We start from the raw sequence: 18,148 nt of genomic DNA on the forward strand, positions 1-18,148 counted from the left end.
AGGAAATGGAAGAAAGAAATATTCTTAGTATGTTTGATTTGCATAAAAAGTGGGTTGAGACAATTGGTAAAGAAGGTGAAATGTTAAAGCTAGATGAAGTGGATTTAAGAAATTTTGATTTATCCGATAAATTGGTTGAACAAGCATATTTAATAGAGTGTACTTTTGATGATCTCAAACTGGAGAATATCGATTTTCACACATCATTGTTATGCTCGTCAACTTTTAAAAATGCGTATTTAGATAAATCCGATTTTTATAAATCAGATCTTAGATATACAGATTTTTCTAACTGTGTCATTAAAAACTCTAGATTTAGTAAAGGTGATTGTTGGGAAGCGGTATTTAAAAATGCAATTTTAGTAAATTGTAATTTGATTAATGTACTTTTCTACCTCACTGATTTTAGTAACGCAAGACTAGAAAATGTAGATATAAGTGTAGCGACATTTGAAGAAACATTATTAAGCGGAGTGATATTGAAAAATATTAAAGGTATAGAAGAAGCTCATATTAAAAGTATTAATATTGGTACGTTGGAGAAACCTATTTTGTTGAAGTCAGAAGAAGCAAAGAAATGGATGTTAGAAAAATGTGAAGTAAGTGGTTAAGCAGATTGGCTACTAGTGCCGAAATAACACATCATTCAACCAATAACACATCTAACCCACGTAATACCCGTATAAAGATTTCTCCATTTCTGTTGTACGCACATCAAATGCTTTAATTTTATAACCTAAATATCACTATTCCGTTACATCAAACAGGTTGATTATGGTCAGATACCACCATAATTGACCTGGTTTTTGTTATATTCGCTTTCTCACAGTTTTTTGAAATCAATCGCAACTGTAAAATAAGCCACGGCGATAGGGAAGATGAGATATATCGCATTTTCTAGGATGGGTAGCACGACAATTAATAATAGGAGCGACTGTATTGAAAACATTTTTTGTTTTTCAGCAACAGCATGGCATGTTATTGCGATTGTTACTGTGAAGAAAAAATCTCTGGTGACGACCAGTTAAAATATAACAGGCAGGGAACGTATAAGGCTAGCCACCTGCCCTCTAATTAAGCCTGAAATTCATGAAAAAAATCGGGAGGGTACGACATATGAAAGGAGTAACGGTATCCATCGACCGTATTGTCATTGACTTTACAGACGTGTACTGGGACTTCTTCAATGAGTTCTATAAACGAATCTGTCACTACTACCGGGTCAATTAAACGAGAATCATTATGCTACATTTGCATACTGGTTCGGTGGTGACGGATTGTAATATCTAAAATATTGTATGGATTTTGACCATTCCATTTAAGCTTGTTACAATAGGTTAAACTAAGTGGAGATACTTCAATATAGAATGGTGTGGTCTAAACTTGCAACATGAAAACGAACTTTTGGATGTATGGTTGTCTTTGTCTCACATCCATTCCACTTTAAATGATAAGTTAGAACAAGCTCTACTACAAAATTATGATTTATCCTTGAAGGAGTTTTATGTTTTGGGTTTTATATCCCATTCCGAGGAAAAAAAATTACGACTGCAGCAACTTCAAGAATTGGTGGGATTAAGTCAAAGTGCGACATCGAGACTCGTAGTGAGAATGGAAGCCAAAAACTGCGGGGCTTTACAAAGACATACATGCGAGGATGATCGACGAGGTGTGTATACTCGGATTACGGAATTTGGTGAAAATAAATTCCAGCGTGCACTTCAAACCTTTAATCAGGTGTTACAATCAGAACTTCAGAAAGATGGAGTGAAGTCACAATTTCAAAATCTTACGCAAAAGCTGTTTTAGACTGTGCAACCTGTGTATATCGTTCTTAGTATCCCTAGGGTAATATGTGGCTTGAACGTTGTGCCACGAAAGGCTCTTTACAGGGGCTTAGTTTATTACCCTACCGATTCAATAGAGATGTTATGATTGGAAAGTGAACATTTACATGATTGCGCATGCATGTTTTCATCAGACTTCCAACCATGTACGTATAGAAACGCCCTTCCAAAACTCCTCCTTATAAGGAGGAGTTTTATCCTCTGGAACCAACGCTAGCCCTCTTTGCTTAAGAAACAGAGGCCGTATTGCGCTTTTCCTTGGCATTGCCGCGGTCGCGACGACTCAGCAGAAATCCGACCAGAGATGCCGTGGATTGCTGGAAAATCATCCCGAGTACAACAGGCAGTGCTACCGGGGCCGGGAAATAGGTGATGGCAAGCACGGCTCCTGCGCTAATATTGCGCATGCCGCCGTTAAAGACAAGCGCCGTACGGTCTGCATTATTCCACCGCATCAGCCCTGATATCAGATAGCCGATTGCATATCCAGTGGAAGCAAGGACGATTATGGATAGGCATACTCCGACAAGCTTGAGATTAAAATCGACCAGATAAGGCGCGATGACAGATCCGTTAATCATTACGACAAGAGCCATAGCCAGCTTGGAGAACGGGCCCAGCCGAGGTCCCCATACCTGCTTGATCTTCCCTTTAGTCCATTCGTTCAACACCATGCCGATTAGCGAAGGAACGACAATCATCCAGAATAGGCTCTGCATCATCGCCCAGGTATCGAGCTGCACATCCGCTCCGATCAGCAGGGACATGATGCCCGGAACGGCAAATGGGGCCAAAATCGTATCAATTAAAATGATCGCCAATGTCAGCGCCGTGTTGCCTTTATAGATGTTGACCCACACGAAGCTGGAAATGCCCGTAGGGATAGCCGCACCAAGAATAAGTCCAGTGATCGTATAAGGATCATTACTGAAAGCCAGATGCCCCAGCATCATGGCAAGAAGCGGCATAGCCAGGTGAAGAATAAACAGACAGGCGATCAGTGGACCAGGATGCTTTATCACATGGACAAAATCCTTAAACCCCATACTGATGCTGCCCGCGAAGGTCATGAATGCAAACAGCCAGGGAGAGAGTTCTGTATATTCTGACAACGGCGTACCGATTAGGACGCCAATTAGAATGCTGATTGGTGTAATTAGCGGCATAGCTGCATTTAGTCTACGATTCAACGTGAGGAGCATACAAAACTTCCTTTTTTAACCTTAAGTATAGACCTTGCACCCCCGATTCGTAAATGATCTGTGACCTTGCGGTAGCCCGATAGAAGCAAATTTGGACGCTCCTGATGAACATAGATCAACCCTTCAAATTATTTCGGTATTCCAAAGGAGAGCAGCCCATTATTTTTTTGAATAGTCTGGAGAAGTAGTAAGGGTCCCTAAAACCGAGTTGTATGCTAATTTCTTTAATAGAAGCATTCGTCAAATCCAAAAGCTGACTGGCTCTCTGTATCTTCATTCTTAAATAGTAATCGACAGGAGAGTAGCCGGTGGATTGCTTGAATATCAAGTTCAGATGCTGCTTGGATACCTGAACATGCCGACTAAGCTCCTCAAGCGAAACGGTGGATTCCAATTGTTCACTCATATAGCGTGTTGCTTTATCCACATGACTCTGGTACGTACTGTCTTCCTTGCGAAATGCAACGGATACAACAAAACTCAGCAGATAACGGACAGTTTGCGATACTTGAACTAAATGTATGATGGAGTATGATTTATTCAGTAAAAGGTCGTAACACTGATGAAATAGCTCCTGTAGTTTGACTTCATCACTGGCGGCCATGGAAATATACGTTTTAAAAGGCTCAAATAATGCCATAAAGTCATCAACTTGGTCTCCTTTAAGATGAAACCAGTAAATCGTCCAAGGATCTCCATCGTCAGCCCCATAAGCATGCGGCATGTCCCTGGGAATGTACGCAAAGCTTCGCTCCGTCATGTCAATCGTTAGGCCATCCTTTGTTCGTATCCAACCTTTTCCACTGGCACAGTAGATGAATATATGAGAGTCACATCCGTGCATTCTTTCACGAAAATGATGGCGGGCATGGCTGAAGCAGCCTATATCCGTAATATATAGATTTTTTGTAAGCGGATTCAAATTTAATTTATCCAGCATATTGGGTGGAAGGACATATAACTTTTCACCCTCAAATCCATCAGCTTTCTTATTCATGATCTATCCATCTCCTAGCCTTAGGCGGCTCTAATGATGAAATACGTATATAATCCATCATAAACAGTGGATTGTCAATTGTCTGTAATGTCGCTTACTTGTAAGCTCTGAATATAAGAGCGACTATGAGGGAGTGATGGAATTGAGCATTTTCGATGCTAAGGCACGCGTGTGGGAGGAAACTGTGCAGATCTCTACGTATGGAATTGGCAAACCTGACAAAAATCCAATGTTTCTGGAGAAACGTGTCTACCAGGGAAGCTCCGGTCGAGTGTATCCGCATCCGGTAATTGATAAAATTGAGGATGAGAAGAAACTTGAAAATTACCAAATGGTTTTTCTGGAAAATAAATATTTGCGCATTGAGATCATGCCAGAGCTGGGAGGCCGCATTTATCGTGCGGTCGACAAGACCAACGGTTACGATTTTGTATATTATAACAGGGTCATCAAACCAGCGCTTGTGGGCTTATTGGGGCCGTGGATATCTGGAGGGATTGAGTTTAACTGGCCACAGCATCACCGTCCCAACACTTATGGACCCGTTGAATACAAGTTGGAAGAACATGACGACGGAAGCGCAACGGTATGGGTGAGCGAAATTGATCGTATGTTCGGTACGAAAGTAACAGCTGGTTTTACACTACAACCGGATAAAGCATACCTTAAAGTTGAGGCCCAGCTATACAACCGGACTGACGAGCCTCAAACGTTTCTATGGTGGGCCAATCCAGCCGTAGCGGTACATGAGCACACACAATCTGTTTTTCCTCCAGACGTATCAGCCGTGTTCGACCATGGAAAGCGAGATGTATCCCGTTTCCCGATCGCTACAGGCACCTATTATAAAATGGATTATTCTGAAGGTGTAGATATCTCCCGATATAAAAATATTCCTGTCCCCACTTCATATATGGCCTATAAATCGGATTACAATTTCATAGGTGGTTACGACCATATGAAACAAGCGGGGCTTTTGCATGTGGCTAACCATCACATCTCTCCCGGAAAAAAGCAATGGACATGGGGAAATGGCGAATTCGGCCAAGCATGGGACCGGAATCTAACAGACGAAGATGGTCCCTACATCGAGTTGATGACGGGGGTATATACCGATAACCAACCAGATTTCACTTGGCTTCAGCCGTATGAAGAAAAATCGTTCTCGCAGTATTTTATGCCTTACAAACATATTGGTATGGTCAAAAACGCTTCAATTGACGTAGCCGTTAATCTGGAATTAAATTGCAGGGAAGGGACAGCACAGATTGGAGTCTATGTAACTTCCTCATTTCGTGAGGCTGTTGTGGAATTAAGTAGTCAGCGGAAAGTTTATATTAAAGAAACCTTAGATCTGACACCTAATAAGGCCTTTATACAGAAGACAGTTATTTTGGCTGAGGATGGGGATTATGAACTATGCTTAACCGTCAAAGACGCGACCGGAAGGGAGCTGATTAGCTACCAGCCGAAAAAAAAGGACGTTGAACAGATGCCGGCTGCCGCAGCCCCCCTGCCAGAACCGGAGGAATTAAGAACGAACGAAGAATTGTATTTAGCAGGACAACACTTGGAGCAATACCGTCATGCTACCTTTGAACCCGAGGCGTACTATCTTGAGGGCCTGAAAAGAGATAAAAATGACAGCCGCATAAATGTGGCATATGGTACGTTGCTTCTTCGTAGAGGGTTGTATTCAGAAAGTGAAGAGTGCTTTTGTAAAGCCATCTCGCGGGTAACCTGGCGTAACTCTAATCCCTATGACGGTGAGGCCTACTACCAGCTTGGTTTGTCGCTAAAACACCAAGAGCGGTTGGATGAGGCGTTCGCTGCATTTTATAAATCAGCATGGAGTGCGGCATGGCAAGACAGCGGATATTTCTCACTGGCACAGATTGCGACAGAACAAGGGAACTATGAAGAAGCATTGGAGCTCGTGGAGCGTTCAATCATCCGCAATGCTCACAATTACAAAGCACGCAACCTGAAGTCGGCTATTCTTCGTAAGCTCGGCAGCTACGAAGCGGCAATAGCCTTCTCCAAGGAAACGATGAAGCTCGATATCGCCGATTTTGGAGCTTACCGTGAGCAAGCATTATCATTAGAGGCTCTCGAGTTACGAGATGATGCTAAAACGGTCCTCGAAGAGCTGGAAAAATGGATGCGTGGAGATGTGCATAATTATATAGCGGTAGCATCGGACTACGCGGCGGCGGGACTCTATGAGGATGCAGCATGTGTGCTGGAAGAAGCTCCAGAGCAGGCACAAACATACCCTATGCTGTATTACGTTCAGGCCTTCTGCTATGCTAAAATCGGCAAGCATGAGCAGGTGAACAATGCTCTCGCCCAGGCCGCAGATGCAGTACCCGACTACTGCTTTCCTAACAGTCTGTTTGAATTGGATGTGTTACAATTTGCAATTCGAACGAGACCGGGGGATGGAAAGGCGCATTATTACTTAGGTAATTTACTCTATGATAAGAAACGGCATCTGGATGCCATTTCCAGCTGGGAAACGTCTCGTTCCATTGACGATACTTACCCCGTTGTTCACCGTAATCTTGCTCTTGGATATTTTAACAAACAAGGCCAAGTAGAGAAGGCTCGCCATTCGTTAGAGCAGGCCTTTACGTGCAATACTTCAGACGCGCGTGTTCTTTATGAGCTTGACCAGCTGTATAAGAAGCTGAACATCAAGCCCAACGACAGATTGAACCTAATGGAGAGTTATCCGGGAATCATAAAGCTTCGCGATGATCTGTTTTTGGAATATGTAACCGTTCACAATACGCTGAAGCAGCATAAGGTAGCGTTGTCCTTGCTGACAGGGAGAATATTTCATCCATGGGAAGGCGGAGAGGGGAAGGTAACTGGACAGTATAGGCTTGCCAAGGTAGAGCTTGCCAAGTCCGACCTGAGGTCTGGACGGATTGAACAGGCTGTAAAAGGGCTGCGGGAGGCTTTAGTGTATCCAGAGAATCTTGGCGAAGGTAAGCTAGAGGGTTCCCAAGATAACGATATTTACTATTATTTGGGCTGTGCGTATGAGCTATTGAAATTAACAGATGAGGCAAGGCAGGCCTTTTCCACGGCCTCTCAAGGACTGGGGGAACCCATTAACGCCATGTATTATAACGATCAGCAGCCGGATATGATATTTTACCAAGGATTGGCCTGGCAGAAACTTGGCTATGCGAAGGAAGGCATGCGTCGATTCAACAAGCTCATTGATTACGCCGAAAGACACTTATTTGAACCCGTGAAAATGGATTATTTCGCGGTCTCGTTACCCGACTTTCTCATCTTTGAAGATGACCTGAATATTCGTAATCAGGTTCATTGTACTTATATGAAAGCACTTGGTTTGCTTGGATTAGGGCGACAGGACGAAGCTATCTTGTATTTTGAATCGGTGCTTAAGCTGGAAGCTAACCATCAAGGAGCATTGAACCATATGGACTGGGACTGGGAGGGGAAATCAAATGAATAATCTCGTGAGAAAGTTACCGCGCAAATTGACGATCACCATGTGGGACTTCTCCTGGTATACAATGACACAGGAAGGTGAGCCCTACAGCGATCTTGAAGCCCGTTTTAAAGAAGCGGTCGAAAGAGGGTACAATACGATCCGAATATGTGCTATGCCATTCATGTTGTTTACAGCGGATGGCAAACGCCCCGGCCCCTTGGAGTTTGCTAACCTTGGGGAAGTAGGCCAGCGTACGCGTTGGTATAACTGTCGTGGCGGCGCAGTGCTGGACGGGCATGCTCATTTACTTGAACTGTTTAAACAAGCTAAGGCTCATAACTGTTACATTATGTTATCCTCTTGGGAATATCAGCAGAGTCCCAGCTTTCTGGCTCATGCTGGGCTTAGAGATGAATTAGCTGCAATTCCCCCTAAGGAGAGATTCATGGCCATTGCAAAATCAATGGATCAGTTGATCCGTTTCGTCACAGCAGAAGGTTATAGGAACCAGATTATCTATACAGAGCTGCATAACGAAGTGGAATTTGGGCAGTTAAACGCCGTCGGAACGTCTGAAGGCATAGCCGAAACAAATGTACCAGCGCTTATTGAAGCCATGCAGCCCTACGTAGAAGAAGCAGTTGGATATCTCCGCCAATGTCATCCCGATATCATGATGACCGCCAGTTATACGTTAAATGAAGCCTACCCTAAAGCTTACGTCGCGCGCAATATGCAGGTTGCCCATTTTCATCTTTATATTAAAGGAGTGCTCAATGAGCTTATGGAAGCGGCAGGGCTTTATGATGAGTTGGCGCCGTTCCCCAATCCATTCGTACAATCCCTATTAAGAGAAGACGCTCCTCCATTTGCAGAGTGGACCCTGCCTCTGGAGGAGAATTGGCGGATGGAAGGCAATCCAGTCGGGATGAGGCTTATTTATTTGCACGACTGGGTAGATCCCGATCAATGGGATTTATTTTTGTACGATCGGTATGGAGACCATAAAATTGCCATGTTGCAGAAGGCCGATTCCCGATTGGAAGAGATTCATGAATGGACACGTCATTCCGGCATTCCAATTGTCATAGGAGAAGGTTATGTAGGCTACACGCCGCTGTATGCCCAATTTGAAGAAGGCCCAGTCGGTAAATTTATCGCTGAATATGTGTTGCGAAAAGGAATGGCACTTGGGTTCTGGGGAATGACCCTCTGCTCTAACTGTGCTCCCCATCATCCATTCTGGAATGATATCGCTTGGCAGAGCAAGTGGAATCAATTTATCCTGAATTCAGATTAACGAGTGAGGGGTGTGAACTCCATGAGAACCTATCGGGTTACAGTCAAAGACGATCAAAAGCGAATTGTTAAGGGACATATCAAACTTGGCGGCACCAATCCAAAAGGAGAGGAAATCGGATTCACCAACTATTTTTTGGAGAAGGACGGAGAGCCCTTTTTCGGTATTTGTGGTGAATTCCATTATGCCCGTTATGATGAACGCTATTGGGAAGACGAAATCATTAAAATAAAAATGGGCGGCGTAAACATCATTGCCACTTATATTTTTTGGAACCTACATGAAGAAGTTGAAGGTATTTTTAATTGGAGTGGGAACAAGAATCTTCGTCGTTTCATCGAGTTGTGCGGCAAACATCACGTATACTCCATTATTCGGATCGGACCCTTCAATCATGGGGAAATTCGAAACGGTGGTATGCCGGATTGGTTATTTGGTCGACCATTTAAGGTTCGTTCTAATGATGAGGGGTATCTGTTCTATACGAGAAGATTGTATAACGAAATCGGTGCCCAGGTTAAAGGGCTGCTATATAAGGAAGGGGGGCCGATTATCGGCACCCAAATCGAAAACGAACATCATCATTCATCTGCCCAGTGGGCGTTGACTGTAGGAATTAATGATATGTGGTTAAACAGCGGAAGTGACGGTAACTCGCATATGTTTAAACTTAAAGAAATAGCTCTGGAAGCGGGGATTGATACTCCGATCTATACGTGCACAGGATGGGGAGGAGCCACAACTCCTGTCCCTGATATGCTGCCATTATGGGGCGGGTATGCCTATTGGCCATGGATCTACTACGAAGAGGGGCGTTTGGAAGGGATGAACGAGCATCCTGCGACACCGGAATACATTTTCCGAGACAAGCATAATAACAAGATTCCAAAGAGCTACAATTTTGAGCCTCAATATGCCCCTGAAGATTATCCGTACGCTTGCTGTGAAATGGGTGGCGGCATGGTTCAGTTTTATAAATATCGGTTCGCCTTTCCCTACCGTAGTGTTCCAGCGATGACTGTCATGAAGGTTGCAGAAGGCTGTAACCTGATCGGATACTACATGTATCATGGGGGTTCCAATCCTCGAGGTCAGGTTAACCCATATACAAATGATCTAGCTACACCCAAAATATCCTATGATTTCAACGCCATGATCGGCGAATTCGGTCAAGTAAGGGAGTCATACCAAAGAACAAAGCTGCAGCATTACTTTTTTTCAACGTTCCAAAAGCAATTCTCTCTAACAAAGACTATTCTGCCAGGGGATACGTCCCAGATGGACCCTTATGATGTGGAAACGTTACGATATGCAGTGCGATCCAGTGCCGGATCGGGGTACCTATTTCTAAATAATTTCCAAGACCATGTCGAAAATGACGACCTGTGCGATTTTAATGTGAGCATTGAGCTGCCTGAGGAAACGATTGTAATTCCTAGTCAAGGTGATCTGACGTTAGGACGTGATAGCTTCGCCATATTGCCATTTAACTTCAATTTAGATGGAATAATGCTTAAATATGCTACGGCACAGCTGATAACAAGGATAGAAGAAGATGGAGAAGTATATTATTTTTTCTTTGTACCAGAGGGCATGAAAGGAACGTATGCAATGGAGTCACAAGATATCATCAGTGCCACAATCGACAAAGGTTCGATAGAGCAATTCGATGGGAACACGATCATTAAGGTTGCTGAAGAGGAGGATAGTCTCATCCATCTGGTATCTGAAAGTGGCAAAAAAGTTGCCATCTACACGATGACTGATGAGCAAAGTCTTACATTTTGGAAGGTAAACATGCAAGGCCGAAATAGAGTCATTTTGACAAATGCCAATCTACTTGTATCTGAAGGCGATCTAAGGCTGGAATCAACGGGCCAAGAAATGGTAACCCTGAGTGTATTCCCGGATTTTGACGCCTCATTCACATCTATTTCCGGTGGAGAACTGCTTGAAATAACAGAAAGTGAATTATTCAAAACGTATCGTTTAAAGGCTCCTAAGAAAGAAATCCATTTCAATTTGAAAAGGGTAAATAAAGATAAATTTACTATTGATTTCGAAACAGATGCGTTTCATGGAATCAAGGAAGCTCTGCTGCGTATCGATTATACTGGAGATATCGGTTATGCTTTTATGGATGGTGAACTGATCAATGATAATTTCTGCAACCATACGACCTGGGAAATAGGTTTGAAAGCATTTGAACATCGGCTCATCGAGCAAGGGTTGTACGTGTATATTTCCCCCATTCGAAAGGGTAAGGTTCTCAACAGCAATACGACTATGGCGGGCTGGAACGAGGCGACAAAGGAACGTATCGTAGATATCGGTTCGGTTAACCTTGTGCCTGTATATGAAATCAGAATCACCATATAACCCAGAAGGTTATATGGTGATTCTTTTCCAGATTCATTTCACATAAAGTAAGGAGCCAGTGAATACATGAGTCTTTTTTATTTTCTTAATGTGTTTTTAGTAGATACCGGCTTTTTTTGATGTTTGTTTGATCCCGTTGCTTCCGTTAACTACAGTTTTTCCCCAATCCGTCAGATTGCCATTAGGTCCTGTTACAAGATCAAGGTAGGAAAGGTTGGAACTATTACCATACCAGGACCAGGCTAACCAGCCTATCCCTTTGGATTGTCCGTATCTCATGATTTCTGTCTCGTCGACATCTGCTCCTTGATGGTAACCGCCAAATTCACCAATAATCAGCGGAAGTCCTTGATTCAGAACGTTATCAATATGGGTTCGAACAGTTTGAGCATCTTTACCCGCGAACTCATACATATGGATGGAGAATACCGTATTTTTCAAAGAATCAGCTGCAAATACAGATTTACCAAAGTCATTGATAGACTGAGGATATTGTCCCCATCCGGCACAATCGACGATGAGCGTATTTTTGATACCTGCGTTTCTCAACTTGGGAATCGCTTGCTTGTATCCATCAGCCCAACCACTTCCATTCCAAGAACCATACCATTCGTTCGCAATGTTTACGATAACCCGATTTTCCTTGCCGATCAGAGCATCTTTTATGCTAATCCAGTAGTTCACAGCTGCATCCAAAGACGCGTAGTCGTCTTTGCCCGTAGCGTCATGAACTTCAAGCACAGCAATCATTTTGTAACTCGTGACGAGAGAGATCATATTTTTCACGGAATTAATGTCATCCTTGGTGTACTGGTTTCCGTTAGAAAGGACAATTCGGACGGTATTAGCACCTGTCTGGGCAATTGCTGGGATAGCTGTATAAAGATCGTTTTTGTACCAACTGTGAGCATGATTGACGCCTCTCATAACAAACGGCTTGCCTGTAGAATCATACAATTTGGTACCGCTTACATAAAATCCTGAAGCAGCTTGTGCCTTGGAGAAGAATCCCCCCAAACCAATCATGATAAGCACACCGACGAGTCCAGACAATAATGCTTTTCTTAACAATACCTTCATTTTTTTACCTCCCTAAATATATTATTCAACTTTCTGCTATATAGAGAAGAAGTAGGTATGTAAGTATGTACACAGCAGTAAGCTAAACACAATATAAAACGCTTTCATTTTTGGCGATAGTTATTTTTTTGTTATTCTATCATTTGTGTTTTTGTTATGCAATTGATTTTTTTAGCTATTTTTTTGCTTTTGAAATGCAGATACATAGTTTACTTATTTATGTGTGATTTTTCTATGATTTTATTGTGCTCGTTGCTTCTATTAAGGTGTATTCCTTCGATATTTATTTGTAATTTAGTTTTTTTTAAGATAAAAATAACCTAACTAGTTTTTCTTTATTGTGCCTAGATTATGTAGATAAACCTAACGTTCTGCTTGGCTGATTATCTTGAACAAAGGTGAGATCTATCGGAAGCAATACCTAAGCTTCACCACGATATTAAATTATAGTATGATATTCTTATGAAAAATTTTACCAGAGTGAATAGGGGCAAGCTGATGAGAAAACCAATCATTGCAGTCGATATGGACGATACCATCTGTCATCTCGTCAAACGAGCCATATACCATAACAATAGTGAATTTCCCACTCATCCGCTTCGGTATGAAGAAATGTTAGATTGGAACACCGATCATCTACGTCATCCAAAGAGCACGCTTGATGTATTTTATGGACGACCGGGTTTGTTTGAGGAACTTGAACTATTTGACGAGTATGTTGTAGAAGAAATGGAAAAGCTTTGCAATGCTTTTGATGTCATTATTGTGACAGCGGCAGAACCCAAGACCGTCGTAGAGAAATGGAACTGGCTTCAAAGACATATGCCATTCATTCCGATTGAGAACTTTTTCCCATGTAAACGAAAAAACCTGATTAACTATGATCTCCTGATTGATGATGGTCCTCATAATTTAGTGCCTGCGCTAGAGGCGGGGAAAAAGGTGCTTTGCATTCCTCATCCATGGAATCTGAGAGCAAGAGAGCAATATGAGTTCCCCGTCATGACATCCTGGCAAGGGGCAAAAGAACGAATCGACTCCATTTTAGGGGTTCTGTACAAATAATAGAACCATTCGTAAAACAGCTGGCTCCTTTGGAACTGGCTGTTTTGCTAGAAAGAACAGCACCTATGATTGAAATAAAATGGTACAATTGATATACCTTATCCATGAGGAGGGAACGTGTATGACCATGACTATGGGTCAGATTGTGAATCATCTGACCAAGGGAATAAGCATACCCAACACCACCGTAGATCTGCTGGAACCAGGATTTATAGATACTGAGGTACAGGGAATTGTAACCGCTTTCTCCGCTTCGCAGTATGTGATAGAACAAGCTATTTCTCTAGGTGCAAATTTTATCATTGCGCATGAAGGCATCTTTTATAGTCATCAGAGGATGCATGAATGTTTACTACATGATCCTGTTTTTTTGCAAAAATCTCGCATCATTGCCGATGCAGGTATAGGCATTTATCGGTTTCATGACGCCATACATCGTTATCAACCGGATGGAGTGATGGTTGGGCTTCTTCAGGCGCTTGGCTGGCACAACTACATTGTGAAGCAGCAGCCGACGGCCGCCATTTTGACTATTCCGGTTATGGAGGTTAAGGAGATCGCTGAATATATCAAAGCTAAACTACATATTCGTTATGTACGGGTGGCTGGTGAGGTTTCCATGCCATGTGAACGAGTGGGAATCTCAGTAGGATACAGGGGAGGTGGTGATCTAGCCATTCCATTATTTCTAAATGAAAATGTAGATTTAGTCATTGCCGGTGAAGGCCCAGAATGGGAAACACCAGAATATGTTAAAGATGCTGTCTATCAAGGTCAAAGTAAAGCACTTATCATGCTGGGACATGCTGAAAGTGAAGCACCTGGGATGAAGTATCTCGCAGATGTACTTTCCGCTCAATTTCCAATGCTCCCGGTACACTTTATTGAAGATCGCCCGGTGTTTCAAATATTGTAATGAGAACACGTCTTTTGTGATGGTCATCCAGCACTGCTGTTATATCCGTTCATCCACTTTATGAAATGGAGGCAAGATGATGGGAAGCAGAGTGATTATGCCGTTCAAAACGGACTGGAAGTTTATAGAGGGTAATTACGCAGGTGCTGAGAAAATGGACTACAACGATGAGCATTGGCGACTCCTTCAGGTCCCTCATGATTGGAGCATTGAGAAGTCCTTTGATCCACATATGCTGTATGGTGGCAATCAAGCTTATTTGCCGAGATGGTCTGTCGGATGGTACAGAAAGCACTTTAATGTGAAGCCCTCCTCTCCAAAACAGCGCGTATACATACAATTTGATGGCATTCACAGTAACAGTGAGGTTTGGATCAATGGACATTTTGTGGGCAAGCGGCCCTATGGATATGTTAGCTTTCAATATGATTTGACTCCATATATTCGGTGGGATGAGGAGAATGTGATTGCCGTCAAAGTGGACAATACGATTCTTTCACCTGACAGATGGTATTCGGGGGCCGGTATTTATCGTAATGTCTGGCTGATTTGTACGGATTATATTCATATAACCGAATGGGGGACTTACATTACCACACCTGAAATTTCGCCAGATGAAGCCAAGGTGACTACCAGAATCCAGGTCACTAATCATCACGCGCATGCCGTAGAGTGTACGATTATGACTGAAATGCTGGACCCACAGGGACAGATCAAAGGAAAAGTTGAAAACCGAGTCACTCTTTCGAGCTGTGAAACGGGGGAAATAGAGCAAAAAACGCGAGTTTTAGAACCAGAACTATGGTCACCGGACAACCCAGTGCTCTACGAAGCCCAAACGACAATTTATTGTGACAATACAGAGGTGGATCGTTATTGTACCCCTTTTGGCATAAGAGAAGTGAAGCTGGACACCCAAAAAGGTTTATTGCTGAATGGGCACAGCTTAAAGCTAAAGGGAGTGTGCATTCACCAGGATTTAGGCTGTCTGGGGGTTGCTTACCATGATACAGCTATGAAAAGAAGGCTTCAAAAGCTGAAGGAAATGGGCTGTAACTCGATCCGTTTTGCTCATAACCCGATGGCGCCCGAATTATTAGATTTATGTGATCAGATGGGGTTCTTGGTGGTTGATGAGGCTTTTGACAAATGGAAATCTCTTTTCTATGAGCATTTATATGAGGAGTGGTGGGAAAAAGATCTGGAAGCAATGTTGCTCAGAGACAGGAACCATCCCAGTGTTTTCATGTGGAGCGTTGGGAATGAAGTGGAAAACCAAGGTCAGCCATCCATGCTAAAAATGTTGGAGCAGCTCGTGGATTTCTGCCATGAAAAAGACCCAACCCGACCGGTTACATGTGCGCTTGAGCCGCATAATACACCGATCAGCTTGCGTGAGGGTTCGATTGAGGCCAAAGTGGAGCATACCAAACAGCTGGCACAACGAGTGGATGTTCTAGGGTTAAACTATCAGGAGCAGTGGTATGAGCACTATAGGGCGGCCATGCCGGATACGCTTATCCTTGGAACAGAAACATTCCCATACTATCGGGGTAAGGATAACCGGGTTAAAGGTTATTTGCCTATGAATCCCTGGTTTGATGTCGCTAATCATGATTATGTGATCGGTCAATTTGTTTGGAGTGGAATTGACTATTTGGGAGAAACGAGCTATCCCTCCAAAGGGTGGTCTTCGGGCCTGATTGATACTTGCGGATTCCGCAAACCAGTATCTTATCTCCAACAAAGTTTATGGTCTAATCAGCCTGTTGTGCACATAGCCGTATTTAACGAACATATGAAATCGGAATTTAATCCGACATGGACGATGCACTGGAGATCTCCGGCCATGGAAGATCACTGGACATTTCCTGAATACGCTGGAAAATTAATACGGTTGGTTACCTTCACCAATTGTGAGAGCGTGGAATTGATCGTGAATGATGAATCATACGGTGAGAGGAAGTTGGTGGATTATCCTAATCATTTGATCGTATGGGAGCTTCCCTATACACCGGGCGAAATCCGGGCTGTGGGTCGTAATGGAAACAATAAGGTTTGTGAGCATGAATTAACCACTGCCGGACTTCCTTATGCTCTAAAGTTGGAGGCTGATCGGGTAATCCTACCTGCTGATGGGCATGAGATATCTCATGTGGAAGTAACCGTCATAGACCAAAACGGGATCATTGTACCTAACCAGGATTTTGATGTAACCTTTAAACTACAGGGTGATGGTCGTATCCTTGGAATAGACAATGGTGATCTCACCAGCGATGAATCCTTCAAGGGGAATGAGAGACGAACACACAGAGGAAGGTGTCTCGTTGTTGTACAGTCCGGTTATGTGGCTGGTGAGTTGTTGCTTCAAGCGTCAGCAGATGGAGGGTTGCTGGGAGAAACCAGACTGAAAATAGAACAAGAACGCAAATGATAATTCAAGGTTGATTCAGTATAAAGCTCGTATAGTTTAATTAAAAGGTCTGAATAGGTGATGAGTGCTCATGCTTTACCTGCTCAGGCCTTTTTTATATGTTTACAACTGACGGTCAATAACGATCTATGACTATAATTCTCTTTTGACAAATAGTTTGGATACGAATAAAATGACTAATTATAATATAACTTATTAAAAGATTAATAAAAAGTGGTGATAAGGAGATAAGTAAATGCCAGTAGAACCATCCATGAATCCTCGGGTAATTCGTAATATTTTGTTTTTATTATTCGCTTTACCAGGTGTAGCTTTTGCTTCCTGGGTGTCTCGAACGCCCATTATACGGGATATTTTGCATGTCTCGACTGCCGAAATGGGAATCATTATTTTTGGATTAGCTGCAGGTTCTTTAGTGGGACTACTCAGTGCAGGCAATATGATTTCTCGTGTAGGTGGACGGGTGGTCATTCTGGGAAGTGCGATTTTGATTGTAAGCGGTTTTGTCATTGTAGGGTTGGGAACTGCATTTTCGCTCACGAGCATCGTGTTTGCTGGTTTAGTCATCTTTGGGGTGGTTATGGGACAGCAGAAGTAGCTCTGAATGTCGAAGGTTCTGCGGTAGAAAATCAATTGCAAAAAACGCTTTTGCCGGCTTTTCACGGTTCATTTAGTATGGGGACACTTGTAGGTGCAGTCATCGGTTCTGGAGCAGCGGCACTACACATACCTGTTGTGGTCCATTTTGGAGCGATGGCTGCCATGATTGCAGTGGTAACTTTCTATTTTTATCGTTTTCTGCCTCACGATACAGGTATAGAGAAAGAAGTTCCTACTCAAAAGGTTGGATATAATCTCAAGGCGCAGCTTGCTGTATGGAAAGAAAGACGAATTTTATTGATCGGTATCATCGTGTTAGGTATGGCGTTTGCAGAAGGGTCTGCGAATGACTGGCTACCGCTAACGATGGTAGATGGTTATGGCGTGGATTCTTTAACAGGTTCCTATATGTATGGACTATTTGTGGCAGCGATGACCATTGGACGTTTTACCGGAGGATTCATACTGGATAAATACGGCCGTGTCCCTGTATTGAAAGGAAGTGCTGTCCTGGCTGCTATCGGTATCATTCTAGTGATCTGGGGACAGCATTACCTCATAGCCGGAGTGGGCGTCGTATTATGGGGGCTTGGAGCCTCACTTGGTTTTCCTGTGGGCTTATCTGCTGCCGGAGATGACCCTCGTGGTGCAGCTATCCGGGTTGGAGCCGTAGCCACGATCGGTTACATTGCCTTTTTAGTAGGTCCCCCAGGATTAGGGTTTTTAGGTGAACATGTTGGACTTCTGCATGCCTTGATCGTAGTGCTCATTGGCGTTATTGTTGCTGGTTGGATATCCGGTGCAGCCCAACCTATTGGGGTGAAAGAAAAGAAATCAGATTAAAATATAAAGGGGA

11 protein-coding genes and 1 pseudogene are annotated in these 18,148 nt (G+C 43.1%); 9 read left to right on the forward strand and 3 right to left on the reverse strand.

Going from position 1 to position 18,148, the window contains the following annotated elements; genetic code table 11:
* Positions 1-5 precede the first annotated feature (5 nt).
* Together AOU00_RS15695 and AOU00_RS15700 are read left to right on the forward strand one after the other, a co-directional pair.
* Positions 6-611 (forward strand): pentapeptide repeat-containing protein, encoded by a 606-nt coding sequence (locus AOU00_RS15695; RefSeq protein WP_061831104.1) that lies wholly within the window; start codon positions 6-8, stop codon positions 609-611.
* A gap of 793 nt (positions 612-1,404) precedes the next feature.
* On the forward strand, positions 1,405-1,809 hold the full coding sequence (locus tag AOU00_RS15700; RefSeq protein WP_420488429.1) for a MarR family winged helix-turn-helix transcriptional regulator: 405 nt from the start codon (positions 1,405-1,407) through the stop codon (positions 1,807-1,809).
* Between the two features lie 265 nt (positions 1,810-2,074).
* Here the strand turns inward: AOU00_RS15700 and AOU00_RS15705 are convergent, their stop codons facing one another.
* Positions 2,075-3,049, reverse strand: coding sequence for a bile acid:sodium symporter family protein (locus AOU00_RS15705; protein WP_069291017.1), 975 nt, complete (start codon positions 3,047-3,049; stop codon positions 2,075-2,077).
* 115 nt (positions 3,050-3,164) lie between these two features.
* Positions 3,165-4,046, reverse strand: a complete 882-nt coding sequence (locus AOU00_RS15710; protein ID WP_069291018.1) for an AraC family transcriptional regulator — start codon at positions 4,044-4,046, stop codon at positions 3,165-3,167.
* A 136-nt stretch (positions 4,047-4,182) separates the two neighbouring features.
* On the opposite strand from AOU00_RS15710, the gene AOU00_RS15715 reads away from it, so the two are divergent.
* Genes AOU00_RS15715 through AOU00_RS15725 form a run of 3 tightly spaced genes read left to right on the forward strand, consistent with a single transcriptional unit; the run spans position 4,183 to position 11,197 of the window.
* Positions 4,183-7,539, forward strand: a complete 3,357-nt coding sequence (locus AOU00_RS15715; protein ID WP_069291019.1) for a DUF5107 domain-containing protein — start codon at positions 4,183-4,185, stop codon at positions 7,537-7,539.
* A complete protein-coding gene (locus tag AOU00_RS15720) occupies positions 7,532-8,818 on the forward strand; it encodes a cellulase-like family protein (RefSeq protein ID WP_069291020.1) in 1,287 nt (428 codons plus the stop codon). Before AOU00_RS15715 ends, AOU00_RS15720 begins: the two co-directional genes overlap by 8 nt.
* A gap of 21 nt (positions 8,819-8,839) precedes the next feature.
* Positions 8,840-11,197 (forward strand): beta-galactosidase, encoded by a 2,358-nt coding sequence (locus AOU00_RS15725; RefSeq protein WP_069291021.1) that lies wholly within the window; start codon positions 8,840-8,842, stop codon positions 11,195-11,197.
* A 96-nt stretch (positions 11,198-11,293) separates the two neighbouring features.
* On the opposite strand, the gene AOU00_RS15730 is transcribed toward AOU00_RS15725, so the two are convergent.
* Positions 11,294-12,277, reverse strand: coding sequence for a glycoside hydrolase family 5 protein (locus AOU00_RS15730; RefSeq protein WP_069291022.1), 984 nt, complete (start codon positions 12,275-12,277; stop codon positions 11,294-11,296).
* Between the two features lie 498 nt (positions 12,278-12,775).
* On the opposite strand from AOU00_RS15730, the gene AOU00_RS15735 reads away from it, so the two are divergent.
* The 4 genes and pseudogenes from AOU00_RS15735 to AOU00_RS15750 all read left to right on the forward strand — a co-directional run bounded on the left by AOU00_RS15735 (position 12,776) and on the right by AOU00_RS15750 (position 18,135).
* Positions 12,776-13,342, forward strand: coding sequence for a 5' nucleotidase, NT5C type (locus tag AOU00_RS15735; protein WP_069291023.1), 567 nt, complete (start codon positions 12,776-12,778; stop codon positions 13,340-13,342).
* 121 nt (positions 13,343-13,463) lie between these two features.
* A complete protein-coding gene (locus tag AOU00_RS15740; RefSeq protein WP_069291024.1) occupies positions 13,464-14,258 on the forward strand; it encodes a Nif3-like dinuclear metal center hexameric protein in 795 nt (264 codons plus the stop codon).
* A gap of 79 nt (positions 14,259-14,337) precedes the next feature.
* On the forward strand, positions 14,338-16,692 hold the full coding sequence (locus AOU00_RS15745) for a glycoside hydrolase family 2 TIM barrel-domain containing protein (protein ID WP_069291025.1): 2,355 nt from the start codon (positions 14,338-14,340) through the stop codon (positions 16,690-16,692).
* Positions 16,693-16,945: 253 nt separating this feature from the next.
* Positions 16,946-18,135: pseudogene (locus AOU00_RS15750) on the forward strand (MFS transporter).
* The last annotated feature ends 13 nt before the right edge of the window (positions 18,136-18,148 follow it).

Origin of the sequence: Paenibacillus polymyxa (genome assembly GCF_001719045.1) — a bacterium.
GTDB classification, from domain to species: Bacteria; Bacillota; Bacilli; order Paenibacillales; family Paenibacillaceae; genus Paenibacillus; species Paenibacillus polymyxa_B.

Coding starts and splice junctions, on each gene's coding strand:
- AOU00_RS15695 (WP_061831104.1), top strand. CDS start 6: ATGGAAGAAAGAAATATTCTTAGTATGTTTGATTTGCATAAAAAGTGG.
- AOU00_RS15705 (WP_069291017.1), bottom strand. CDS start 3,049: ATGCTCCTCACGTTGAATCGTAGACTAAATGCAGCTATGCCGCTAATT.
- AOU00_RS15710 (WP_069291018.1), bottom strand. CDS start 4,046: ATGAATAAGAAAGCTGATGGATTTGAGGGTGAAAAGTTATATGTCCTT.
- AOU00_RS15715 (WP_069291019.1), top strand. CDS start 4,183: ATGGAATTGAGCATTTTCGATGCTAAGGCACGCGTGTGGGAGGAAACT.
- AOU00_RS15720 (WP_069291020.1), top strand. CDS start 7,532: ATGAATAATCTCGTGAGAAAGTTACCGCGCAAATTGACGATCACCATG.
- AOU00_RS15725 (WP_069291021.1), top strand. CDS start 8,840: ATGAGAACCTATCGGGTTACAGTCAAAGACGATCAAAAGCGAATTGTT.
- AOU00_RS15730 (WP_069291022.1), bottom strand. CDS start 12,277: ATGAAGGTATTGTTAAGAAAAGCATTATTGTCTGGACTCGTCGGTGTG.
- AOU00_RS15735 (WP_069291023.1), top strand. CDS start 12,776: ATGAGAAAACCAATCATTGCAGTCGATATGGACGATACCATCTGTCAT.
- AOU00_RS15740 (WP_069291024.1), top strand. CDS start 13,464: ATGACCATGACTATGGGTCAGATTGTGAATCATCTGACCAAGGGAATA.
- AOU00_RS15745 (WP_069291025.1), top strand. CDS start 14,338: ATGGGAAGCAGAGTGATTATGCCGTTCAAAACGGACTGGAAGTTTATA.